Below are 21,208 nucleotides of genomic sequence, written 5' to 3'. Positions count from 1 at the left end.
AAGCCGTCCGGAGCGGCCCTCTCCGACTGACCGTCAAAGCCCTCGCCGCGTACCCTGACGGCGATGAACACCACCGATCGCACCCCCGCCGACCTATGGTGGGTGCCGACCGTCCGGGCGAGGGAGCGGGCGGAGACCGGTGACGGCGTGAAGTGCCGGGCCCGGGGGATCAGCAGCCGGAAGGCGACCGCGCACACCACCGCGAGCGCGCCCACGGCCGCGAGGCCGGCGCGCCAGCCCCACGCCTGGGCGGCCCAGCCGGCGAGGATGCGGCCGGTCATGCCGCCGATGCTGTTGCCCGCGACGAACAGTCCGATCGCGCCGACCAGCGCCTTGGGCCGGACCTCCTCCGCCAGGTACGCCATGGCCGACGCGGGCACGCCCGCGAGCGCCGCGCCCTGCACCACGCGCAGCCCCACCAGCCAGCCCAGGCTCGGCGCGAACGGCACCAGCAGCGCCACCACGGCCGCCACGCACAGCGCGGCGGTGATCATCGTGCGCCGCCCGAACCGCTCGGAGAGCGCGCTCAGCGGGACGACGGCGATGGCGAGGCCGCCGGTCGCGGCGGAGACCGTCCAGCTGGCCTCGTCGGGCGTCACGCCCAGCCCCGCGGAGATCGCGGGAAGCAGCGCCTGCGTGGAGTAGAGGAGGGCGAACGTGGCGACGCCGGCGGCGAAGAGCCCGAAGCTCATGCGCCGGTAGCCGGACCCGCCGGGCATCAGCCGGTCGTCGGTGTCGAGGGACGTCAGGGAGCGGAGGGACGACGGGGCGGAGGCATCCGAGCGCGCGATGACGACGGATGCCCCGGTATCGGCAGGAGGCATGCCCCCAACGTATGCACCCTGCATTTGATGCGTCCAATGCACAGAATGCCGATAATCAATCCCATGCAGCATGACCGCAGGTCACAGCCCCCTCTGTCATCAAATGGCAACAGAAGATCAATACGGGAACCTGATGTCACGTCGGTGAAGGACGCCACCGCCGACATCGAGGCCGACTCCTGGGCGGCCACCCTCACCCCGCGCCTGGCGCAGTTCGCCGCCGTCGCCCGCTACGAGCACGTCACCCGCGCCGCCGCGCGGCTCGGCATGCCGCAGTCGACGCTGAGCCGCTCGATGGCCCGGCTCGAACAGGACCTGGGCGTCGCGCTGTTCGCCCGTCACGGCCGCACGGTCTCGCTGACCGCCGCCGGGCGCACCTTCCTCGCCTCCGTCGAGCGCGCGCTCTCGGAGGTCGACCGGGCGGCCGAGTCCGTACGGGCCGACGCCGACCCCGGCGCGGGCAAGGTCGCCTTCGGCTTCCTGCACACGATGGGCTCCGAGACCGTACCCGAACTCATCCGCGCCTTCCGGGCCGACCATCCGCGCGTGCGGTTCCAGCTGATCCAGAACTACGGCGAGGCGATGCTGGAACGGCTGCGCGCCGGCGAGCTCGACCTGTGCCTCACCTCGCCCGTGCCGGACGCGCCCGACCTGGTCGCCCGGCGGCTGGACGAGCAGAAGCTGCGGCTGGTCGTGCCGGACGCGCACCCGCTGGCCGGGCGGAAGCGGATCCGGCTCGCGGAGGCGGCGACGGAGCTGTTCGTGACGCTGGAGCCGGGGTACGGGCTGCGGCGCATCACGGACAAGCTCTGCGCCGAGGCCGGGTTCACGCCCAGGATCGCGTTCGAGGGGGAGGACCCGGAGACCCTGCGCGGCATGGTGGCCGCCGGGCTGGGGGTCGGGCTGCTGCCGCCGCCCGCCGTGCCCCGGCCGGGCGTCGTCGAACTGACCGTCACCGCGCCGCGCGCGGTGCGGGAGATCGGGGTGGCGTGGCTGGACGGGCACCCCGACACCCCGCCGGTCGCCGCCTTCAAGCGGTTCCTGCTCTCCCGGCGCGGACAGCTGCTGCTGCACCGCTGAGTTCAGTGCTCCAGCGACTGCCCGAAGCCGGAGGCCAGCGGCATCCGCAGGCCCAGCGGCGGCGGGGCCGCCAGGGCGTCCGCCAGCGGCCGGGCGAACGGATGGCCGAAGAGGGTGCCGCGCACGAAGTCGGCGGCGAGGGCGAGGACTTCGGCGCGGTGCTGACGCAGACCGTGGTCGTCGGAGTGGACCTCGAAGCGGCACACGTCGCGGTTGAGCTTCTTCGCCCGCTCCGCGAGCCGGTACGACAGATCGGGGTCCGTCCGCCCGTCGTTGGTGCCGTGCACCAGCAGCACCCGCCGTCCCGCCAGCTGGCGCACCGGGTCGGGGGCCAGCAGGGCCTCCGGCTCGGGCAGCCACGGGGCCAGGGCGAGCACCGAGGTCACGGCCGCGTGCCCGGCGGCGCGCAGGGCCGCCCGCGCGCCCATGCCGGTGCCGACCAGACACACGGGCACGTCCCCGTAGCGCCGCACCAGCTCGTCCGCGGCCCACTCGGTGTCCCGCACGGGGTGCGCGGCAGGACCGTTCCAGCCGCGGTGCCGGTAGCGCAGGACGTGCACGGCCAGTCCGTCCGATTCACCCGCCCGGGTCAGCCGGCGCGCCAGCGGCCGCTGGGCGGCCACCGTCAGCCGGCCGGGTCCGCGGGTCCCGGTGGCCGGCCCGGAGGGCAGCAGCAGGGCCACACCGTGGACCGTGTCACCGGCGCCCCCCTGGGCGCCGAGCGGCCTTCCCAGCCGGGCGGCGGAGTCCTCCGGACCGTTCTCGCGCCCCTGCGCGGCATGCTCCCCGGAGCCGCCCGGTTCGTCGGGGTCCCGCTGCGGCAACGCTTGCTGCTGAGCCATGGCAGACAACCATGGCAGAAGGACGCCCGCTGTCCACCCCGCCGAAGGGTCACCGTTCCGTATCGTTCGGTGATATCTACGCGCGTAGGGGCTACAGTGCCGAAATGACGAGCGAGACCATCTCAACACCCACTCCGGAGCAGATCCGCCGCGCGCCGAAGGTGCTGCTCCACGATCACCTCGACGGCGGCCTGCGCCCCGGGACGGTCGTCGACCTGGCCCGCGCGACGGGCTACGACAAGCTGCCCGAGAGCGACCCGGACAAGCTGGGCGTCTGGTTCCGCGAGGCGGCCGACTCCGGCTCGCTGGAGCGCTACCTGGAGACCTTCGCGCACACCTGCGCCGTCATGCAGACCCGTGAGGCGCTCGTCCGCGTCGCCGCCGAGTGCGCCGAGGACCTCGCCGCGGACGGCGTCGTCTACGCCGAGGTGCGCTACGCGCCCGAGCAGCACCTGGAGGCCGGGCTCACCCTCGAAGAGGTCGTCGAGGCCGTGAACGAGGGCTTCCGCGAGGGCGAGCGCCGGGCCCGCGAGAACGGTCACCGCATCCGCGTCGGCGCGCTGCTGACCGCCATGCGGCACGCCGCCCGCGCCCTGGAGATCGCCGAACTGGCCAACCGCTACCGCGACTCCGGCGTCGCCGGCTTCGACATCGCGGGCGCGGAGGCGGGCTTCCCGCCCACCCGCCACCTCGACGCGTTCGAGTACCTCAAGCGGGAGAACAACCACTTCACCATCCACGCCGGCGAGGCCTTCGGCCTGCCCTCCATCTGGCAGGCCCTGCAGTGGTGCGGCGCCGACCGCCTCGGCCACGGCGTGCGCATCATCGACGACATCGAGGTCGCCGAGGACGGCACCGTCACGCTCGGCCGGCTCGCCTCCTACGTCCGGGACAAGCGCATCCCGCTGGAGATGTGCCCGACCTCCAACCTCCAGACCGCGGCGGCCGCTTCCTACGAGGAGCACCCCATCGGTCTGCTGCGCCGGCTGCATTTCCGCCTTACCGTGAATACGGATAATCGGCTGATGAGCGGTACCAGCATGAGCCGTGAATTCGAGCACCTGGTCAAGGCGTTCCACTACACGCTCGACGACATGCAGTGGTTCACCGTCAACGCGATGAAGTCGGCCTTCATCCCATTCGATGAACGTCTCGCCATGATCAATGAGGTCATCAAGCCGGGTTACGCGGAGCTGAAGTCCGAGTGGCTGTTCCGCCCGACGCCGGTGCAGAGCGTCTGACCAGCAATTCCCTTGACCGGCGGGGCGACTCGCCGGCCGCTGGGCAATCTCCGTGAATACGGCCGGGACTTCTCGTCCCGGCCGTGTCACTTATTGCGGGCCCCCGGTTCTCGTGACTAGCTTGCAGTGCCGCTCAAAATTCCCCCCGTCACGAGGACACAATCAGATGAAGCAGGGAACCCTCAAGTCTCTCGGTACCGCTGCCGTCGGTGCTGCCATCGCCATCACCGCGGCCGGAACCGCCTCCGCGGCGGCGGGCACCCCGGGCACGCTCGAGTCGGTCGCCACCACCGTCGAGGTCACCTCGCAGAAGATGCCCCTGGAGCAGGTCGCCAAGGCGGCCCCCGGCGGCACGGCCGTCTCGGCGGTGAACCGGGTCCTCGGCAGCGGAGTCCTGCACAACGCGTCCAAGGCGGTCGACAACTCCCTGGCCCCCAACCTCCCCCAGGACAGCAAGGGCAACAGCGGTCTCCTCGGCCTGCTGCCCACCGGCTTCAAGGGCATCTCCATGCCCGGCACCGGCGGCGGTCACTGAGCACAACGCGCGACGACCCACGACGCGGCGGGCCGCGCACCCCGGTGGGGGTGCGCGGCCCGCCGCGTTCGCGCCGTGCGCGGACGGCTCACCACGCCTGGGCCTCCCGGTGCGCCTTCTCCGACGGCAGCAGGATCCACAGCGCGAGGTAGAGCAGGAACTGCGGCCCGGGCAGCAGGCAGGAGAGCAGGAAGATCACCCGCATCGTCGTGCGGGACATCCCGAAGCGCTCGGCCAGCCCCGCGCAGACGCCGGCGATCATCCTGTGGTTCCGGGGGCGGACCAGCGGAGCGGACATGGCGGTGACTCCTCGTCGTGTGCGGTGCGGGAACGTTTCCCGACACCCACAACGCTACGGACGCGGGCCGCGCCGGGCGTCGCCCTACGGAGCGATCCCGACCCTGGGGATCGTGCGGGTCAGCACCGGATCCGGCTCCTCCCGGCGGAGGGGGCGGCCCGGGCCCGTCTCGGACCTGCGGCGTAGCCGGGCCCGTACGGCGGGCACCACGGCCAGGTGCGCCACCGCGACGCCGGTGACGTTGAGCAGCAGCCCGTCCACGTCCAGGACCTGCCCGACGACGCCGCTGCGGACGACCTGGAGCGCCAGCGAGAGCATCACGGCGGTGAAGACCGTGCGGGTCAGCGAGCCCAGCTCCGAGACCGCGAGCCGGCCGCCGGCCCACGGCAGCAGCACCCCCAGCGGCGCGAACGGCAGCAGCCCCGCCCCTATCGTGCGGGCCGCCTCCCAGGGCGCCAGCGCCAGGTCGGCCCGCAGGGTCGCCAGCGGCTCCAGGTGCGCGGCGGTCACCCAGGGTGCCGTCAGGGGCCGCAGGGCGAGCCAGGTCACCACCAGCAGATGGACGGCCAGGAGCACACGGCCCACCACGCGGTAGCGGTATCGGAGGGCGGGCGTACCGCCGTAACCATGACGCTGCACGCCCCCCAGGACGCGGGGCGCGGGGCGCGCGGTTCCGGGGGTACGCCACGCAGGGTGAGCGCGCCGGTCGCCCCGGCGGAACCCCCGGCCGGGGCCCCGCCGGATCAGGAGCCGGTTCAGGAGACCGTGACGCCGGTGCCCTGGACCGACTCCGGGCGGGTGCGGAGCTCGTCCGTGCACGTGTAGCGCTTGGGCTTCTCCGTGCCCGGGCCGCCCAGCACGACGCTGCTCTTCCCGTCCGCCGCGGCCGTGCCGGCATAGGTGCACACCAGCTGGGCCAGCGCCGGGGGCGGCAGGTCGTCCGGGGCCGTGCTCAGCCGGAGCGTGGCGGACGGGTCGCCCCTGCCGGGGCCCGCGACGGACAGGTTGCCCGGCACGTCGGTGGAGAAGCCCGCGTCGTCCTCGGCGGGCGAGGGCTGCCGGCGGAGCTCGTCCAGCAGGGCGCGGGCGACCTTCACCGCGTCGTCCCCGTCGGGGAGCGGCACGTTGCGCGTCACCGGCAGTAGCTGCGAGGTGCACAGCAGCTGCACGGACAGGGCCGCGCTGCCGGAGGCCGCGGAGGACTGGGCGCCCGGGCGCACCACGCAGGTGGCGCGGGAGGGCGCGCCGCCGGCGTCGACCGGGACGGCGGTGCCGCGGATGCCGCAGCCGGTGAGCAGGGCGAGCCCGGCCAGCAGCGCGGAGGACCCGGCGGCCGTCCGCGCGGCGGCGGCCCGGGGGAAGCGCGGGCGTCTCACTGTGCGCCCCCTTCCGCCGGGCCGGCGCCATTGCCGTTCGTGCCGGTCCCGTCCGGTTCGCGGGCGAGGTCGGAGGCGTCGCGCGGGAGGGTGAGGGTGAAGACCGCACCGCCCTCGGGGGAGTTGGCGGCGGTGATCTCGCCGCCGTGGATGTGGGCGTTCTCCAGGGCGATCGACAGGCCCAGACCGCTGCCCTCGGACCGGGGCCGGGAGGCGCTGGCCTTGTAGAAGCGGTCGAACACGTGCGGCAGGACGTCCTCGGGGATGCCGGGGCCGTGGTCGCGCACCTCGATGACCAGCCGGTCGTCGACGGGGCGCACGGCGACGCGCACCGGGGACCCGCCGTGCTTGAGGGCGTTGCCGATGAGGTTGGCCAGGATCACGTCCAGCCGGCGCGGGTCGAGGCGGGACATGATGCCGCGCTCGGCGTCCAGCTCGACCGCGTCCAGCCAGGCCCGCGCGTCGATGCAGGCCGTCACCTGGTCGGCGACGTCGACGTCGTCCAGCACCAGCCGGGCCGTGCCCGCGTCGAAGCGGGTGACCTCCATGAGGTTCTCCACCAGGTCGTTCAGCCGCCGTGTCTCGCTCACCACCAGCTGCACGGCAGGGGCGATCATCGGGTCGAGGGAGTCGGCCTCGTCCTCCAGCACCTCGGTCACGGCCGTGATCGCGGTGAGCGGGGTACGCAGCTCGTGCGACATGTCCGCCACGAACCGCCGGCTGGCCGCCTCCCGGGCGCTCAGCTCCTCGACCCGCTTCTCCAGCGCTTCCGCGGTCCGGTTGAAGGTCCGTGAGAGTTCGGCCAGTTCGTCCGTGCCGGACACCTGGAGCCGGGTGTCCAGCTTGCCCTCGCCGAGCCGCCGCGCGGCGTCGCCGAGCCGCTGCACGGGCCGCAGCACGGTCGAGGCCGCGGCCTGGGCGAGCAGGGCGGAGCCGATCAGGGCGAGCCCGGTGGCGATGCCCAGCGACCAGGCCAGCGAGTTCAGGTCGGCCCGCTCGTTCTCCAGGGACTTCAGCAGATAGCCGGTCGGCCCGCCGCCGATCACCTTCGCGCCGCCGACCAGGTAGGGCTTGTTGCCCAGCGTGATCCGCTGCCAGTACAGGTGGTACGGGTACGCGTTCGACTCGTCGACGCGGCGCTCGCGGTTCACCGCCGTGACCAGCGACTGCGGCACGACCTTGAGCGTGAACAGGTCCCGGTCGGAGGGTGCGGCGCAGTCGCCGCCGCCCTTGACCTTGCCGATCAGCAGGACCTCGTACTTCTGCGAGGTGCCCGCCATCCGGTCCGCGGCCTCCTGGAGCTCCGGGCAGGTCGGCGTCAGCGGCAGCGAGGCGGTGTTGTCCTGGAGGGACTTGCGGAAGTCGTCCAGGGCCGCGTTCTGGGTACGGGTGAGGACGGCGTCGCGGTTCAGCCAGTACGCGATCGCGGAGGCCGACACGGCGGCGGCGAGGGCCACCAGGGCGAACACGAGCATCAGCCGCAGCCGCAGGCTGATCCACCGCATGCTGAGCCGCGCCGTGTTCCTGGCGGCCGCCCAGCCCCGCATCCCGGCGGGCTCTTCAGTCACTTGTGCGCTTCCCGTACTCGTTCCGGAGGTCTACAGAGGTCCACAGCGGTCCACGGGGGATCACCGCGGGGTCACTGCGGGGCGTCGAGGCGGTAGCCGACGCCGCGCACCGTGCGGATCAGGGTGGGGGAGGACGGCACGTCCTCGACCTTGGCCCGCAGCCGCTGGACGCAGGCGTCCACCAGCCGGGAGTCGCCGAGGTAGTCGTGCTCCCAGACCAGGCGCAGCAGCTGCTGCCGGGAGAGCGCCTGCCCCGGCCGCCGGCTGAGCTCCAGCAGCAGCCGCAGCTCGGTCGGGGTGAGCTGGAGGTCCTGGCCGTTCTTGGTGACCGTCATCGCGGACCGGTCGATGACCAGCGAACCGAAGGTCGCCGAGTCGTTCGACTCCCGCTCGCCGCGGCGCAGCACCGCGCGGATCCGGGCGTCCAGCACCCGGCCCTGCACCGGCTTGACCACGTAGTCGTCCGCACCGGACTCCAGGCCCACCACGACATCGATGTCGTCGTTGCGCGCGGTGAGCAGGATGATCGGCAGCTGGTCGGTGCGCCGGATCCTGCGGCACACCTCGAAGCCGTCGATCCCCGGCAGCATGACGTCCAGCACGATCAGATCCGGCCGCTGCTCGCGGAGCAGCTTCAGGCCGTCCTCGCCCGTCGCCGCGGTCACCACACGGTGACCCTGGCGTGACAGCGAGAATTCGAGGGCCGTGCGGATGGCGTCGTCGTCCTCGATCAGCAACAGGAAAGGCACGGCCTCATTCTGGCCCAAGACCGGGCCCCGGATCGACAGAGGGCGCTCCGCTCCGGTCGTCGTGGCTCCGCGGGACGCCACCCCGGCCTGTTGCACGGCTGTGACAGTCGGCGGACAACGCGATGAAACTGGCCCGGCAGGCTGAGGTGCACCGGGTGGGAAACCCCCGGCCGAGAACGGATCCATCCGGCACCACCGACGGGGGGCGTGAGATGAACACACTGCACAGCACCACGACCAGCGCAGTGCGTACGCGTCTGCACGACGTCGGCACCGGCAGGGGTCAGGAGAAGTCTGGTGCCGCGGGTGTGCGGGGGTGTGCTCGTGGCACCGGGCGTGTGAGGCCGCCGTATCTGGTGGCCATCGACGCGATCGCGTACGGGGAGCCCGGAGGAGGCGCGGGGGGCGCCTCGGGGGCCGCAGGGGAGCGTGACAGGAACGCGACCCGGACGGTGACGGCGGACGCCGAAGCGGCGTTCACCGCCTACGTCCAGGAGCGCCGGGCCTCCCTGTACGCGACCGCGTACCACCTCACCGGCGACCGGCACGAGGCGGAGGACCTGCTGCAGAGCGCGCTGTTCTCCACCTACCGGGCCTGGGACCGGATCACCGACAAGGCCGCGGTCGGCGGCTACCTGCGCCGCACGATGACGAACCTGCACATCAGTGCCTGGCGCCGGCGCAAGCTCAACGAGTACCCGACCGAGGAGCTGCCGGAGACGGTGGCCGAGCAGGACGCGATGCGCGGCACCGAGCTGCGCGCCGTGCTCTGGCAGGCCCTGGCCCGGCTGCCCGAACTCCAGCGCACGATGCTCGTCCTGCGCTACTACGAGGGCCGTACGGACCCGGAGATCGCCGAGATCCTCGACATCAGCGTCGGCACGGTCAAGAGCAGCATCTGGCGCTCCCTGCGCCGGCTGCGCGACGACGAGGCGCTCGGCAACGGCCGGGCCCTGCAGGAGTCCTTCGGGGAGCTGGTCGCCTAGCGGCGGGCTCTCCGGGGAGACGGGGGAACACGGGGGACACGGGGGAAACCGGGGGAAACCACGGGGGAAGAGAGCGGGCCTGGCGGCCGGGGGGATCGCCGGGCCCGCTCTCGCGTGTCCGCAGGACGTCAGGCGCCGCGGACGGTGACGACCGGCTCGTGGCGCACGGGGAAGTTGACCGACGCGGCGATGAAGCAGCCCCGGTGCGCCGCCTCGTGCAGGGCGGCCGCCCGCTCGGTCATCGCGGCGTCCGCCACCTCGACGCGCGGGCGCAGCACCGCCTCGGTGAAGTGACCGCCCTCGGCGGTCTCGCGCATGGTGCCGTGCGCCTGGTCGGTGTAGGCGGTGACCACCACGCCCGCGCTCGCGCACACGTGCAGATACGCCAGCATGTGGCACTCGGACAGGGCGGCCAGCAGCAGCAGTTCCGGGTTCCAGCGGGCGGCGTCGCCCCGGAACGCGGGGTCGGAGCTGCCCAGCAGACCGGGCCGGCCCTCGGCGGCGATCTCGTGGTCGCGGCCGTAGCCGCGGTAGGTGGCGGTGCCGGTGCCCTGGTTGCCCGTCCAGGTCACCGTGGTCTCGTAGGTGTGCTCCCGTGCCATGACGCTTCCCCTCCCGACGCTCAGCGATCAGTACCTGATCAAAACCTGATCAGATGCGTACGCTCTCACGCCGGCCCGCGGCCGCGGCGGCGATGCGTCCCATGGCGGTCTCCCGGCCGCAGGCGAACGCACCCAGAGCGGTCTGGCGGGCCACGATGCCGCGCTCCTCGCGCATCAGCCGCAGTCCGCGCCGGACCAGGTAGAGGACGGGCTTGCGCGCCTCGCGCAGGTCGCGCAGCAGGCGGCGGCGGAAGGTGGTGGACGGCCGGCCGCGCAGGCACAGCGCGTCGGCCAGCAGACCGAGCTCCCGGCAGCGGTCGATGACGTCGGCGGCGAAGATGCCCTCGGCGATGAACAGCGGCGTCCGGCCGATGTCCAGGCTGTTCGCGCCGATCCGCGAGCTCGTGGCGATGTCGTACACCGGCACGTCCGCCCGGGACGTGCGGCACAGGGAGTCGATCGCGGCGACGGCGGCGTCCGCGTCCCATGACAGCGGCGAGTCCCAGTCGGTGCCGGAGCCGTCCGCCAGCAGCGGCAGCGTCGGGTCGCCGCCCTCCTTGTAGAAGTCGTCGAGATTGAGGACGGGCAGCCCGGTACGGGCGGCGAGGGACGACTTCCCGGAACCGGACGGACCGGTGAGCAGGATGACGCGCGCGGAGGACAGGAGGGAACTCACGGGACACCAGTGTGACGCATTGCCCCGCGTGGGCGATCCCCCCGGGTTGTACCAACACGCCCTGTATTCGGTCGGATACGGTGAGCGACCGAATTCGTCCACTCGAACCCCGGTGGTGTCATGACCTCCCGCGCACGTCACGCACGCCCCGTACCGCCCCCGCCGTTCCTCCGCGTCCTGCGGCGCCTCGGGCTGACCGCCTCGGCCGGCGCCGCGCTCGTCGCCGCCGGCGCGAGCCAGGCGGGCGCCCAGCCGCTCGCCGCCCAACCGGTCGCACCGGTCGGGCCGAGCGCCCAGCCGGCCGCCCAGATCGGCCCCTTCGACCTGGCGGCAGCCGTGCGGGGGACCGGCGAGGGCCTGGACCAGACCGTCCACGGCCTCGGGCCCGTGGTGAAGGGCCTGCCCGTCAACCCGCTCGCCCCCGGCGCCTTCAACCCGCTGGACAACGGGGTGGGCACCCGGATCGGCGACTTCAAGCCGGTCGGCACCCAACTGCTCACCGGATCCCTGGCCAAGGGCGGCAAGGTCAAGGACATCCCGGTGGTCGGCATGGCCACGGGCCTGCTCCCGGGCTGACGGCACGACTGAGCGCACATACGCCGACGGCGGCTCCCCGGACGTACCGGGAAGCCGCCGTCGGGCGCGTACGGCAGGGCCGGACGGCTCAGTAGGAGGAGCCGCCGACGCCCAGGGAACCCGTCGGGTGCCAGACGGTCTTCGTCTCCAGGAAGGCCGTCAGACGCTCCGTGCCCGGGTCCGCGGACCAGTCCACAGGCTGTGGACGGAGCACGCGCTTGAGGTTGTCGGCCGCCTCGACCTCCAGCGACCGGGCCAGCTCGGCCTCCGCGCCCGCCAGGTCGATCGCGTTGACGTCCTGGTGCGCGGCCAGCGGCACCGCGATCTCGGCGGTCCTGCCCGACAGGACGTTGACCACACCGCCCGGCAGGTCGGAGGTGGCCAGCACCTCGCCGAGCGACAGCGCCGGCAGCGGCGCCTTCTCGGCGGCGATGACGACGGCCGTGTTGCCGGACGCGATCACCGGGGCGATCACGGAGACCAGGCCGAGGAAGGACGACTCCTGCGGGGCCAGCACGGCGACGACGCCGGTCGGCTCCGTGGAGGAGACGTTGAAGAACGGGCCGGCGACCGGGTTGGCCGCACCGGTGATCTGGCCGATCTTGTCGGTCCAGCCCGCGTACCAGACCCAGCGGTCGATCGCCGCGTCCACCTGGGCCGCGGCCTTCGACTTCGACAGGCCCTCGGCGTCCGCGACCTCCGCGACGAACTGATCGCGGCGGCCCTCCAGCATCTCGGCGATGCGGTAGAGGATCTGGCCGCGGTTGTACGCCGTGGCGCCCGACCAGCCGCCGAACGCCTTGCGCGCCGCGACGACCGCGTCACGCGCGTCCTTGCGGGAGGACAGCGGGGCGTTGGCCAGCCACTTGCCCTTTGAGTCGGTCACCTCGTACACCCGCCCGCTCTCGGACCGGGGGAACTTGCCCCCGACGAACAGCTTGTAGGTCTTGAGCACGCTCAGACGATCAGACATCGAGGTAGGCCTCCAGACCGTGACGGCCACCTTCGCGGCCGAAGCCCGACTCCTTGAAGCCGCCGAAGGGCGAGGTCGGGTCGAACTTGTTGAACGTGTTGGCCCAGACGACACCGGCGCGCAGCTTGCCCGCGACGGCCAGCATGCGCGAGCCCTTCTCCGTCCAGATGCCGGCGGACAGCCCGTACTGGCTGTTGTTGGCCTTGGCGACGGCCTCGCCCGGGGTGCGGAAGGTCAGCACGGACAGCACCGGGCCGAAGATCTCCTCGCGCGCGATCCGGTGCGCCTGCGTGACGTTCGTGAAGAGCGTCGGGGCGAACCAGTAGCCGTTGCCCGGCAGTTCGCAGGCCGGGGCCCAGCGCTCGGCGCCCTCCGCCTCGCCGCTGTCGGCCAGCGCGGTGATGCGGGCCAGCTGCTCGGCCGAGTTGATCGCACCGACGTCGGTGTTCTTGTCCAGCGGGTCGCCGACGCGCAGGGTGCTCATGCGGCGCTTCAGGGCGTCCAGCAGCTCGTCCTGGATCGACTCCTGGACCAGCAGGCGGGAGCCCGCGCAGCAGACCTGGCCCTGGTTGAAGAAGATGCCGTTGACGATGCCCTCGACCGCCTGGTCGATCGGCGCGTCGTCGAAGACGATGTTCGCGCCCTTGCCGCCCAGCTCCAGGGTCAGCTTCTTGTCCGTGCCGGCCACGGTCCGGGCGATCTGCTTGCCGACGGCGGTGGAGCCGGTGAACGCCACCTTGTCCACGCCCTCGTGCCCGACGAGCGCGGCGCCGGTCGAGCCGTCGCCGGTGAGGATGTTGACGACGCCCTTGGGCAGACCCGCCTGGCGGCAGATGTCCGCGAAGAACAGCGCGGACAGCGGCGTGGTCTCGGCCGGCTTCAGCACGACCGTGTTGCCCGCCGCGAGCGCCGGGGCGATCTTCCACGCCAGCATCAGCAGCGGGAAGTTCCACGGGATGACCTGGCCCGCCACACCCAGCGGCTTCGGGTTCGGGCCGAAGCCGGCGTGGTCCAGCTTGTCGGCCCAGCCCGCGTAGTAGAAGAAGTGCGCGGCGACCAGCGGGAGGTCCGCGTCGCGGGTCTCCTTGATCGGCTTGCCGTTGTCCAGCGTCTCCAGGACGGCCAGCTCGCGCGAGCGCTCCTGGATGATCCGCGCGATGCGGAACAGGTACTTCGCGCGCTCCGAACCCGGCAGCGCCGACCACTTCTCGAACGCCTTGCGCGCGGCCTTGACGGCCGCGTCCACGTCCTCCGCGGAGGCCTGCGCGACCTCGGAGAGGACCTCCTCGGTCGACGGCGAGACCGTCTTGAAGACCTTGCCGTCGGACGCCTCGCGGAACTCGCCGTCGATGAACAGCCCGTACGACGGGGCGATGTCGACGACCGCGCGCGACTCGGGCGCCGGTGCGTATTCGAAAACCATGATCAGTCCACCGTCACGTAGTCGGGACCGGAGTAGCGCCCGGTGCTCAGCTTCTGCCGCTGCATCAGCAGGTCGTTGAGGAGGCTGGAGGCACCGAAGCGGAACCATTCGTTGGTCAGCCACTCCGGGCCGACGGTCTCGTTGACCAGCACCAGGAACTTCAGCGCGTCCTTGGTCGTCCGGATGCCGCCCGCCGGCTTCACGCCGACCTGCACCCCGGTCGCGTCGCGGAAGTCGCGCACGGCCTCCAGCATCAGCAGGGTGTTCGCCGGGGTGGCGTTCACCGCCACCTTGCCGGTCGAGGTCTTGATGAAGTCGGCGCCGGCCAGCATGCCGAGCCAGGAGGCGCGGCGGATGTTGTCGTACGTCGACAGCTCGCCGGTCTCGAAGATGACCTTCAGCCGGGCGGCCGTGCCGTCCGGGCGGCGGCAGGCGTCCTTGACGGCCTTGATCTCCTCGAAGACGGAGAGGTAACGCCCGGCCAGGAACGCGCCGCGGTCGATCACCATGTCGATCTCGTCCGCGCCCGCCGCGACGGCGTCCACCGTGTCCGCCAGCTTCACCGGCAGGGCCGCCCGGCCCGCCGGGAACGCGGTCGCCACGGACGCCACCTTGACCTCGGAACCCCGCAGGGCCTCGGCGGCGGTCGCCACCATGTCGGGGTACACGCAGATCGCCGCGGTGCGCGGCGTCTCGCGGTCGGTGGGGTCGGGGTTGAGGGCCTTGGCGCACAGCGCCCGGACCTTGCCGGGGGTGTCCGCGCCCTCCAGGGTCGTGAGGTCGATCATGGAGATCGCCAGGTCGATGGCGTAGGCCTTCGCCGTCGTCTTGATCGAGCGGGTGCCGAGCGCTGCCGCGCGGGCCTCCAGCCCGACCGGGTCGACACCCGGCAGGCCGTGCAGGAAGCGGCGCAGCGCACCGTCGGAGGCGGTCACGTCCGCCATCGACGCCAGTCGCTCCGCGGCCTCGTTGCCGGTTGAGGGGAACGTGGAAGGTGGGGGCATGGTCACCCGACGAGCATATCTACGCGCGTAGCGCGTGTCACCCCTTGCGAACGACTCCCTCGTCACACCACCAGTCTGGCGCCGTGGTGCACAATCGGCCGCATGACGAGCTCCCCGAAGGCCCCCCAGGAATACGCCGACCGGTCCTACCGGTCTCCCGCCGGGATCGGTACCGGCGTGCTGCTCCTCGGGCTCGTCGCCTGGCTGGGCGGCGACGCGATCGCCCGCGGCGAGGGCCGCACGCCGTGGCTCGCGCTGGCCGGAATGCTGTGCGTGGTGCCACTGATCATCGCCTTCACCCTCCGCCCCGGGGTCTGGGCCGGGGCGGACCGGCTGCTCGTCCGCAACCCCTTCCGCACGATCACCCTGCCGTGGGGCGCCGTCGACGCCGTCCGGGCCGGCTACTCCAGCGAGGTGCTCGCCGGGGGGCGCACGTACCAGCTGTGGTCGATCCCGGTCTCCCTGCGCCAGCGCAAGCGCGCCGTGCGGCGGGGCGAGCGCGAGGGCGACGGCGAGGCGGGGCGCGCGACGGCCGACGCGGCGGTCTCCGCGCTGCGGGATCTCGCCGAGAAGAACGCGGAGCGCGCTACCGCGCAGGGTGAGGTGAATGTGCGGTGGGCGTACGAGATGATCGTGCCGTCGTTCGTCGGGCTCGTGCTGCTCGTCGTCCTGGCGGCGCGCTGACGCCTCTTCCCGTCCGCCCACCCGTCGCTCGGAACGTCCGAGGGCCCGGGGGCGGCACCCCCGGACCCTCCTGAGGGCGGTCAGATGCCCGCGGCCTCCGCCACGTCGCGCTTGATCGCGGACAGGACGTCGGCGGCAAGCGTCCGCGCGTCGGCGAGCGCCGTCGCCGACGACACCGGGACCACGGCCTCCAGGTAGCACTTCAGCTTCGGCTCCGTGCCGCTCGGCCGCACGATGACGCGGGCGCCCGAGACCGTCCCCGCCTCGTCACCGGCGAGGTGGTAGCGGAGGCCGTCCGTCGGCGGCAGGGTCTCGGTGCCCTTGGTGAGGTCCTCCGCGGAGGCCACCCGCAGACCCGCCAGGGCCGTCGGGGGCTGCTCACGCAGCCGGCGCATCGCGGCGGCGATGAGGGAGAGGTCCTCCACGCGCACCGACAGCTGGTCCGTGGCGTGCAGCCCGTGTTCGACCGCCAGGTCGTCGAGGAGGTCGGTGAGCGTGCGGCCCGACTCCTTCAGCTCCGCCGTCAGCTCGGCGACCAGCAGGGCGGCGGTGATGCCGTCCTTGTCGCGGACGCCCTCCGGGTCGACGCAGTAGCCCAGCGCCTCCTCGTAGGCGTAGCGCAGGCCGTTCACCCGGGCGAGCCACTTGAAGCCGGTCAGCGTCTCCTCGTACGGGGTGCCGGTGGAGGCGGCGGCGATGCGGGAGAGCAGCGAGGAGGAGACGATCGTCGTCGCGAACGTGCCGGCCGCCTTCTTGTGCACGAGGTGCGTCGCGAGCAGCGCGCCGACCTCGTCGCCGCGGAGCATGCGCCAGCCCTCGGCCGTGTCCGGGGCGGGCACGGCGACCGCGCAGCGGTCCGCGTCGGGGTCGTTGGCGATGATGATGTCCGGCGCGGCGCCCGCCTCGGCGGCCGCGCGGGCCGTCGCGAAGGCGAGGTCCATCGCGCCCGGCTCCTCCGGGTTGGGGAAGGCGACCGTGGGGAAGTCCGGGTCCGGCTCGGCCTGCTCGGCGACGACGGCCGGTGCCGGGAAGCCGGCGCGGGCGAAGGCGGCGGTCAGGACGTCGCGGCCGACGCCGTGCATGGGCGTGTAGACGACGCGGACGTCCCGGGCGGAGCCGGTGGACAGGACGGCGTCGGTGCGCTCCAGGTAGGCGCCGACGACGGTCTCCTCGGGGAGGGTCTCCCAGCCGGCGTCGGGGCGGGGCACGTCGTTCAGGCTCGCGATCGCCGCGATCTCGGCGGCGATCTCCGCGTCGGCCGGGGGCACGATCTGGGAGCCGTCGCCCAGGTAGACCTTGTAGCCGTTGTCCCGGGGCGGGTTGTGGCTGGCGGTGACCTCGACGCCCGCGACCGCGCCGAGGTGGCGGATGGCGAAGGCGAGGACGGGGGTCGGGAGGGGGCGCGGCATGAGCGCGGCCTTCAGGCCGGCGCCGGTCATGACGGCGGCGGTGTCGCGGGCGAAGTCGGCGCTCTTGTAGCGGGCGTCGTAGCCGATGACGACGGTCTTCCCGGCGTGGCCCTGCTTCTTCAGATACGCGGCGAGACCGGCGGCGGCGCGGATGACGACGGTGCGGTTCATGCGCATCGGGCCGGCGCCGAGCTCGCCGCGGAGGCCGGCGGTGCCGAACTGCAGGGTGCCGGCGAAGCGGGCGGTCAGCTCGGTGACGTCCTGGGCGTCGATCAGCGCGGCCAGCTCGTCGCGGGTCTCGGGGTCGGGGTCCTCGGCGAGCCACGCTCGGGCTTGGGCGATGACGTCTCGCTCCACGGGGTTCCCTCCGGGGTGGGTTCGGTTGTACGTGGGTGCGGGGGCGGGCCTGCGGGTGGGGCGGGCCTTGAACGGAGCACCCGCCCACCCGTACCCCGGTATGCCGGGGGTCATGGGTGGGCGGGTGGGGAAATCACGCGCCTGCGGCGTCCGTCAGAGGCGGTCGAGGATCTGGGCCAGCAGTTCGCCCATCCGCGCGGCGGAGTCGCGGCCGGCCTGGAGGACCTCCTCGTGGTTGAGGGGCTCGCCCGTCATGCCGGCGGCGAGGTTGGTGACGAGGGAGATGCCGAGCACCTCGGCGCCCGCCTCGCGGGCCGCGATGGCCTCCAGGGTGGTGGACATGCCGACCAGGTCCGCGCCCAGCGTGCGGATCATCTTGATCTCGGCCGGGGTCTCGTAGTGCGGGCCGGGGAACTGGACGTACACGCCCTCTTCGAGGGTCGGGTCGACCTCCTTGCACAGGGCGCGCAGGCGGGGCGAGTACAGGTCGGTGAGGTCGACGAAGTTCGCGCCGACGATCGGCGAGGTCGCCGTGAGGTTGATGTGGTCGCTGATCAGCACCGGCTGGCCGGGGCGCATGCCGTCGCGGAGACCGCCGCAGCCGTTGGTCAGGACGATGGTCTTGCAGCCCGCGGCGACGGCGGTGCGGACGCCGTGCGCGACGGAGGCCACGCCGCGGCCCTCGTAGAAGTGCGTGCGGCCGAGGAAGACGAGCACGCGCTTGTCGTTGACCTTGTACGAGCGGATGGTGCCCGCGTGGCCCGCGACGGCGGGCGGCGGGAAGCCGGGGAGCTCGGTGACCGGGAGCTCGATCTCGGGGGTGCCGAGCGCGTCGGTGGCGGGAACCCACCCGGAGCCCATGACCAGGGCGACGTCGTGGGTCTCGGCGCCCGTGAGCTCGCGCAGGCGGGCGGCGGCGGCGTCGGCCGCGGCGTACGGGTCGGCCTGGATGTCCGGAGTAACTGATGCGTTCACGCGGACGAGGGTAACCGCTCTTCGCCTACGCGCGTAGATGTCGCCGGTTACGGTGTTCGGATTGTTGCTTTGTGCGTTCTGACGAGATGAGTCCCGTCGAGTTCAGCACGGCCGCTTGCGGAGTTCCATCACATAGTCGTGCGGCGCGCCCGCGGATTCCGCGGCGTCGGCGATTTCGCCCAGATAGCGGGCGGAGGGCAGACCGCCCTCGTAGCCGTTGAGGACATAGATCCAGGCGGGTTCCTCGCCGTCGAGGGTGTGCACCCGGACCCGCATGCGGCGGTAGATGTCCAGGCCGACGCCCTCCCAACGGTCCATCGAGTCCTCGTCCATCGGAGCGATGTCGTAGAGGGCCACGAAGACCTGGGAGCGGGGGGCCTCGACGACGGTCGCCAGGGCGCCTTCCCAGCCCATCTGCTCGCCGCCGAAGGTCAGGCGCCAGTCGGCGAGCCAGCCCGTGCCGCGCAGCGGCGAGTGGGGTGCGCGGCGCGCCATCAGCCGCGCGTCGAGGTTGCCGGCGTACGCGGCGTAGAGCGACATGCTTCCGAGGGTACGGGAGTGAGGCGCGACGGCATTTGGGGTGGCAGTCTCGAAGGGAGGTTCGTGGGGAACTGTCCGGCGGGCGTCGCGTGAATGTGCGGACCGGGGCCCCCTAAGGAGTCGCTTCGATGGGTGCGGAACAATGGAGTACGTGACTCGGATCGTGATCATCGGTGGCGGACCCGGCGGCTATGAGGCGGCGCTCGTCGCCGCTCAGCTCGGCGCGGAGGTGACCGTCGTCGACTGCGACGGTCTGGGCGGGGCGTCGGTGCTGACCGACTGCGTGCCCTCGAAGACTCTCATCGCGACGGCCGAGGTGATGACGAACTTCGACTCCTCGCACGAGGAGCTGGGGATCATCGTCGCCGACGACACCCCGCCGCTGGAGCGGGCCGCGGGCGTCATGGGCGTGGACCTCGGCAAGGTGAACCGGCGTGTGAAGCGGCTCGCGATCGCGCAGTCGCACGACATCACCGCTTCGGTGACCCGGGCCGGCGGGCGCGTGCTGCGCGGGCGCGGCCGGCTGGAGCCGCAGCAGGCGCCGGACGGCTCGCGCCGGGTCGTGGTGCGGCTGGCGGACGGCACCGAGGAGACGCTGGCCGCGGACGCGGTGCTGATCGCGACGGGTGCGCACCCGAGGGAGATCCCGGACGCGCTGCCCGACGGCGAGCGCATCCTGAACTGGACCCAGGTCTACGACCTGGAGGAGCTCCCCGAGGAGCTCATCGTGGTGGGTTCCGGTGTGACCGGTGCCGAGTTCGCCGGGGCGTACCAGGCGCTCGGCTCCAAGGTCACGCTGGTCTCCAGCCGGGACCGGGTGCTGCCGGGCGAGGACCCGGACGCGGCGGCCGTGCTGGAGGACGTCTTCCGGCGCCGCGGCATGAACGTCATGGCGCGCTCGCGGGCGCAGTCCGCCAAGCGGGTGGGCGACCGGGTGGAGGTCACGCTGGCCGACGGCCGGGTGATCACCGGTACGCACTGCCTGATGGCCGTGGGATCCATCCCGAACACGGCCGGGATCGGGCTGGAGGAGGCCGGGGTCCGGCTGAAGGACTCGGGGCACGTCTGGACCGACAAGGTCTCGCGGACCTCGGCGCCCGGCGTGTACGCCGCGGGTGACTGCACCGGCGTTTTCGCGCTCGCGTCGGTGGCCGCCATGCAGGGCCGTATCGCGATGTACCACTTCCTGGGCGACGCGGTGGCTCCGCTCAATCTCAAGGCTGTATCCGCGAACGTATTTACGGATCCGGAGATTGCGACAGTCGGTTATACCCAGGCGGATGTCGACAATGGTCTGATCGACGCCCGGGTGGTCAAGCTTCCGCTGCTGCGGAATCCCCGGGCGAAGATGCAGGGCATTCGCGATGGATTCGTGAAGATGTTCTGCCGCCCCGGTACCGGGATCGTGGTCGGTGGTGTCGTGGTGTCACCGCGGGCGAGTGAGCTGATTCATCCGATCTCGATCGCGGTCGACAACAATCTGACAGTCGAACAGATCGCGAACGCGTTCACTGTGTACCCCTCGCTGTCGGGTTCGATCGCCGAGGTGGCCCGCCAGCTGCACACCAGGAAGACGCAGCGCGAGGCGTAGCCGGGGGTTCCGATTCCCTATACCACTTCATGGGTTGCGTTGCGGTCGACTTCCGTTAATTGCTGCAACCTGCTGAAAACAGATGGTCGTTGGCGTTACTGTCGGTTTCGTGTTCGCTGCAGAACGTCGCCAATTGATCCTCGAAATGGTGCGTGCGAACGGAGCGGTCTCGCTCCGTGAGCTCGCCCGCGTCGTCCAGACCTCAGAAGTGACCGTACGGCGGGACGTGCGGGCGCTGGAGGCCGAAGGACTCCTCGACCGTCGGCACGGCGGTGCGGTGCTGCCGGGCGGTTTCACCAGGGAGTCCGGCTTCCCGCAGAAGTCCCATCTAGCGACCGCCGAGAAGACGGCCATCGCCGATCTCGCGGCGAGCTTCGTCGAAGAGGGCGAGGCCGTCGTCGTCGGCGCCGGTACGACCACGCAGGAGCTGGCCCGCCGGCTCGCGCGCGTACCGGGACTGACCGTGGTCACCAACTCCCTGCTGGTCGCCCAGGCGCTGGCCCATGCCAACCGGGTCGAGGTCGTGATGACCGGCGGCACGCTGCGCGGGTCGAACTACGCCCTGGTCGGCAGCGGCGCCGAGCAGTCCCTCCAGGGGCTGCGGGTGTCCCGGGCCTTCCTGTCCGGGAGCGGGCTGACCGCCGAGCGGGGCCTGTCCACGTCCAACATGCTCTCCGCGAGCGTGGACCGGGCGCTGGTGCAGGCCGCGGCGGAGGTCGTGGTGCTCGCCGACCATACGAAGCTGGGCACCGACACGATGTTCCAGACGGTGCCCACCGATGTGATCACCCGGCTGGTGACGGACGAGCCGCCGCCGCACGACGAGCGGGCCGCGACGGAGCTCCAGGCACTCGCCGACCAAGGGGTGCACATCTCGGTCGAGCAGGACGGCCGCAACT

At 72.4% G+C, this 21,208-nt stretch carries 23 protein-coding genes; 8 read left to right on the top strand and 15 right to left on the bottom strand.

Annotated features, from left to right (window positions below):
* On the bottom strand, window positions 1–824 hold an 824-nt coding region (locus tag AB0K09_RS11270; RefSeq protein WP_366065070.1), incomplete at its 3' end, for an MFS transporter.
* A 36-nt stretch (window positions 825–860) separates the two neighbouring features.
* On the opposite strand from AB0K09_RS11270, the gene AB0K09_RS11265 reads away from it, so the two are divergent.
* Window positions 861–1,904 carry a LysR family transcriptional regulator gene (locus AB0K09_RS11265; protein ID WP_366065069.1) on the top strand — a complete coding sequence of 348 codons (1,044 nt, stop codon included), beginning with the start codon at window positions 861–863 and terminating at the stop codon, window positions 1,902–1,904.
* 2 nt (window positions 1,905–1,906) lie between these two features.
* Here AB0K09_RS11265 and AB0K09_RS11260 read toward each other — a convergent pair whose 3' ends face one another.
* Window positions 1,907–2,587 (bottom strand): alpha/beta hydrolase, encoded by a 681-nt coding sequence (locus AB0K09_RS11260; RefSeq protein WP_366065073.1) that lies wholly within the window; start codon window positions 2,585–2,587, stop codon window positions 1,907–1,909.
* Between the two features lie 263 nt (window positions 2,588–2,850).
* Between AB0K09_RS11260 and AB0K09_RS11255 the strand changes: the two genes are divergently transcribed.
* The gene (locus tag AB0K09_RS11255) at window positions 2,851–3,987 is read left to right on the top strand and encodes an adenosine deaminase (protein WP_366065068.1); all 1,137 of its coding nucleotides are present in this window, start codon (window positions 2,851–2,853) and stop codon (window positions 3,985–3,987) included.
* A 166-nt stretch (window positions 3,988–4,153) separates the two neighbouring features.
* Window positions 4,154–4,522 carry an ATP-binding protein gene (locus AB0K09_RS11250; protein WP_366065067.1) on the top strand — a complete coding sequence of 123 codons (369 nt, stop codon included), beginning with the start codon at window positions 4,154–4,156 and terminating at the stop codon, window positions 4,520–4,522.
* An 88-nt stretch (window positions 4,523–4,610) separates the two neighbouring features.
* Here AB0K09_RS11250 and AB0K09_RS11245 read toward each other — a convergent pair whose 3' ends face one another.
* The 5 genes from AB0K09_RS11245 to afsQ1 form a co-directional block, all read right to left on the bottom strand.
* Complete coding sequence (locus AB0K09_RS11245) at window positions 4,611–4,820, bottom strand: PspC domain-containing protein (protein ID WP_366065066.1); 210 nt, start codon at window positions 4,818–4,820, stop codon at window positions 4,611–4,613.
* Between the two features lie 84 nt (window positions 4,821–4,904).
* The gene (locus tag AB0K09_RS11240; protein ID WP_366065065.1) at window positions 4,905–5,459 is read right to left on the bottom strand and encodes a VanZ family protein; all 555 of its coding nucleotides are present in this window, start codon (window positions 5,457–5,459) and stop codon (window positions 4,905–4,907) included.
* Between the two features lie 116 nt (window positions 5,460–5,575).
* Window positions 5,576–6,196: a hypothetical protein gene (locus tag AB0K09_RS11235; RefSeq protein WP_366065064.1), complete on the bottom strand. Its 621-nt coding sequence runs from the start codon at window positions 6,194–6,196 to the stop codon at window positions 5,576–5,578.
* Complete coding sequence (locus tag AB0K09_RS11230; RefSeq protein WP_366065072.1) at window positions 6,193–7,701, bottom strand: HAMP domain-containing sensor histidine kinase; 1,509 nt, start codon at window positions 7,699–7,701, stop codon at window positions 6,193–6,195. Before AB0K09_RS11230 ends, AB0K09_RS11235 begins: the two co-directional genes overlap by 4 nt.
* Before the next feature lie 134 nt (window positions 7,702–7,835).
* A complete protein-coding gene (afsQ1, locus tag AB0K09_RS11225) occupies window positions 7,836–8,513 on the bottom strand; it encodes a two-component system response regulator AfsQ1 (RefSeq protein WP_366065063.1) in 678 nt (225 codons plus the stop codon).
* 212 nt (window positions 8,514–8,725) lie between these two features.
* Here afsQ1 and AB0K09_RS11220 point away from each other — a divergent pair, with 212 nt between their 5' ends.
* Window positions 8,726–9,499 carry a SigE family RNA polymerase sigma factor gene (locus AB0K09_RS11220; protein WP_366065062.1) on the top strand — a complete coding sequence of 258 codons (774 nt, stop codon included), beginning with the start codon at window positions 8,726–8,728 and terminating at the stop codon, window positions 9,497–9,499.
* A gap of 128 nt (window positions 9,500–9,627) precedes the next feature.
* On the opposite strand, the gene AB0K09_RS11215 is transcribed toward AB0K09_RS11220, so the two are convergent.
* Both AB0K09_RS11215 and AB0K09_RS11210 read right to left on the bottom strand, forming a co-directional pair.
* Complete coding sequence (locus AB0K09_RS11215) at window positions 9,628–10,101, bottom strand: OsmC family protein (RefSeq protein ID WP_366065061.1); 474 nt, start codon at window positions 10,099–10,101, stop codon at window positions 9,628–9,630.
* A gap of 49 nt (window positions 10,102–10,150) precedes the next feature.
* Complete coding sequence (locus tag AB0K09_RS11210) at window positions 10,151–10,777, bottom strand: ATP-binding protein (protein ID WP_366065059.1); 627 nt, start codon at window positions 10,775–10,777, stop codon at window positions 10,151–10,153.
* Between the two features lie 120 nt (window positions 10,778–10,897).
* Here AB0K09_RS11210 and AB0K09_RS11205 point away from each other — a divergent pair, with 120 nt between their 5' ends.
* On the top strand, window positions 10,898–11,353 hold the full coding sequence (locus tag AB0K09_RS11205; protein WP_366065058.1) for a hypothetical protein: 456 nt from the start codon (window positions 10,898–10,900) through the stop codon (window positions 11,351–11,353).
* An 88-nt stretch (window positions 11,354–11,441) separates the two neighbouring features.
* Here AB0K09_RS11205 and AB0K09_RS11200 read toward each other — a convergent pair whose 3' ends face one another.
* Genes AB0K09_RS11200 through deoC form a run of 3 tightly spaced genes read right to left on the bottom strand, consistent with a single transcriptional unit; the run spans window position 11,442 to window position 14,753 of the window.
* Window positions 11,442–12,326 carry an aldehyde dehydrogenase family protein gene (locus tag AB0K09_RS11200; RefSeq protein WP_366065056.1) on the bottom strand — a complete coding sequence of 295 codons (885 nt, stop codon included), beginning with the start codon at window positions 12,324–12,326 and terminating at the stop codon, window positions 11,442–11,444.
* Window positions 12,319–13,749, bottom strand: coding sequence for an aldehyde dehydrogenase family protein (locus AB0K09_RS11195; protein ID WP_366065055.1), 1,431 nt, complete (start codon window positions 13,747–13,749; stop codon window positions 12,319–12,321). Before AB0K09_RS11195 ends, AB0K09_RS11200 begins: the two co-directional genes overlap by 8 nt.
* A gap of 2 nt (window positions 13,750–13,751) precedes the next feature.
* Window positions 13,752–14,753, bottom strand: coding sequence for a deoxyribose-phosphate aldolase (gene deoC / locus AB0K09_RS11190; protein ID WP_366065071.1), 1,002 nt, complete (start codon window positions 14,751–14,753; stop codon window positions 13,752–13,754).
* Window positions 14,754–14,855: 102 nt separating this feature from the next.
* On the opposite strand from deoC, the gene AB0K09_RS11185 reads away from it, so the two are divergent.
* Window positions 14,856–15,437, top strand: coding sequence for a PH domain-containing protein (locus AB0K09_RS11185; RefSeq protein WP_366065054.1), 582 nt, complete (start codon window positions 14,856–14,858; stop codon window positions 15,435–15,437).
* Window positions 15,438–15,517: 80 nt separating this feature from the next.
* On the opposite strand, the gene AB0K09_RS11180 is transcribed toward AB0K09_RS11185, so the two are convergent.
* The 3 genes from AB0K09_RS11180 to AB0K09_RS11170 form a co-directional block, all read right to left on the bottom strand.
* Window positions 15,518–17,203: a phospho-sugar mutase gene (locus AB0K09_RS11180; RefSeq protein WP_366065052.1), complete on the bottom strand. Its 1,686-nt coding sequence runs from the start codon at window positions 17,201–17,203 to the stop codon at window positions 15,518–15,520.
* A gap of 153 nt (window positions 17,204–17,356) precedes the next feature.
* The gene (locus tag AB0K09_RS11175) at window positions 17,357–18,178 is read right to left on the bottom strand and encodes a purine-nucleoside phosphorylase (RefSeq protein WP_366065051.1); all 822 of its coding nucleotides are present in this window, start codon (window positions 18,176–18,178) and stop codon (window positions 17,357–17,359) included.
* Between the two features lie 102 nt (window positions 18,179–18,280).
* Window positions 18,281–18,718, bottom strand: a complete 438-nt coding sequence (locus AB0K09_RS11170; RefSeq protein WP_366065050.1) for a gamma-glutamylcyclotransferase — start codon at window positions 18,716–18,718, stop codon at window positions 18,281–18,283.
* Between the two features lie 142 nt (window positions 18,719–18,860).
* On the opposite strand from AB0K09_RS11170, the gene AB0K09_RS11165 reads away from it, so the two are divergent.
* Window positions 18,861–20,309 (top strand): NAD(P)H-quinone dehydrogenase, encoded by a 1,449-nt coding sequence (locus tag AB0K09_RS11165; protein ID WP_366065049.1) that lies wholly within the window; start codon window positions 18,861–18,863, stop codon window positions 20,307–20,309.
* Between the two features lie 82 nt (window positions 20,310–20,391).
* On the top strand, window positions 20,392–21,208 hold an 817-nt coding region (locus AB0K09_RS11160), incomplete at its 3' end, for a DeoR/GlpR family DNA-binding transcription regulator (protein WP_366065048.1).

The sequence above is a fragment of the Streptomyces sp. NPDC049577 genome, assembly GCF_040675635.1.
GTDB lineage: Bacteria > Actinomycetota > Actinomycetes > Streptomycetales > Streptomycetaceae > Streptomyces.
Note: the sequence above shows the minus strand (reverse complement) of the source record. Positions and strands in the feature narration are given on the sequence as shown.

Coding starts and splice junctions, on each gene's coding strand:
- AB0K09_RS11265 (WP_366065069.1), top strand. CDS start 861: ATGCACAGAATGCCGATAATCAATCCCATGCAGCATGACCGCAGGTCA.
- AB0K09_RS11255 (WP_366065068.1), top strand. CDS start 2,851: ATGACGAGCGAGACCATCTCAACACCCACTCCGGAGCAGATCCGCCGC.
- AB0K09_RS11250 (WP_366065067.1), top strand. CDS start 4,154: ATGAAGCAGGGAACCCTCAAGTCTCTCGGTACCGCTGCCGTCGGTGCT.
- AB0K09_RS11245 (WP_366065066.1), bottom strand. CDS start 4,820: ATGTCCGCTCCGCTGGTCCGCCCCCGGAACCACAGGATGATCGCCGGC.
- AB0K09_RS11230 (WP_366065072.1), bottom strand. CDS start 7,701: ATGCGGTGGATCAGCCTGCGGCTGCGGCTGATGCTCGTGTTCGCCCTG.
- AB0K09_RS11220 (WP_366065062.1), top strand. CDS start 8,726: ATGAACACACTGCACAGCACCACGACCAGCGCAGTGCGTACGCGTCTG.
- AB0K09_RS11215 (WP_366065061.1), bottom strand. CDS start 10,101: ATGGCACGGGAGCACACCTACGAGACCACGGTGACCTGGACGGGCAAC.
- AB0K09_RS11205 (WP_366065058.1), top strand. CDS start 10,898: ATGACCTCCCGCGCACGTCACGCACGCCCCGTACCGCCCCCGCCGTTC.
- AB0K09_RS11200 (WP_366065056.1), bottom strand. CDS start 12,326: ATGTCTGATCGTCTGAGCGTGCTCAAGACCTACAAGCTGTTCGTCGGG.
- AB0K09_RS11195 (WP_366065055.1), bottom strand. CDS start 13,749: ATGGTTTTCGAATACGCACCGGCGCCCGAGTCGCGCGCGGTCGTCGAC.
- deoC (WP_366065071.1), bottom strand. CDS start 14,753: ATGCCCCCACCTTCCACGTTCCCCTCAACCGGCAACGAGGCCGCGGAG.
- AB0K09_RS11185 (WP_366065054.1), top strand. CDS start 14,856: ATGACGAGCTCCCCGAAGGCCCCCCAGGAATACGCCGACCGGTCCTAC.
- AB0K09_RS11170 (WP_366065050.1), bottom strand. CDS start 18,718: ATGTCGCTCTACGCCGCGTACGCCGGCAACCTCGACGCGCGGCTGATG.
- AB0K09_RS11165 (WP_366065049.1), top strand. CDS start 18,861: ATGGAGTACGTGACTCGGATCGTGATCATCGGTGGCGGACCCGGCGGC.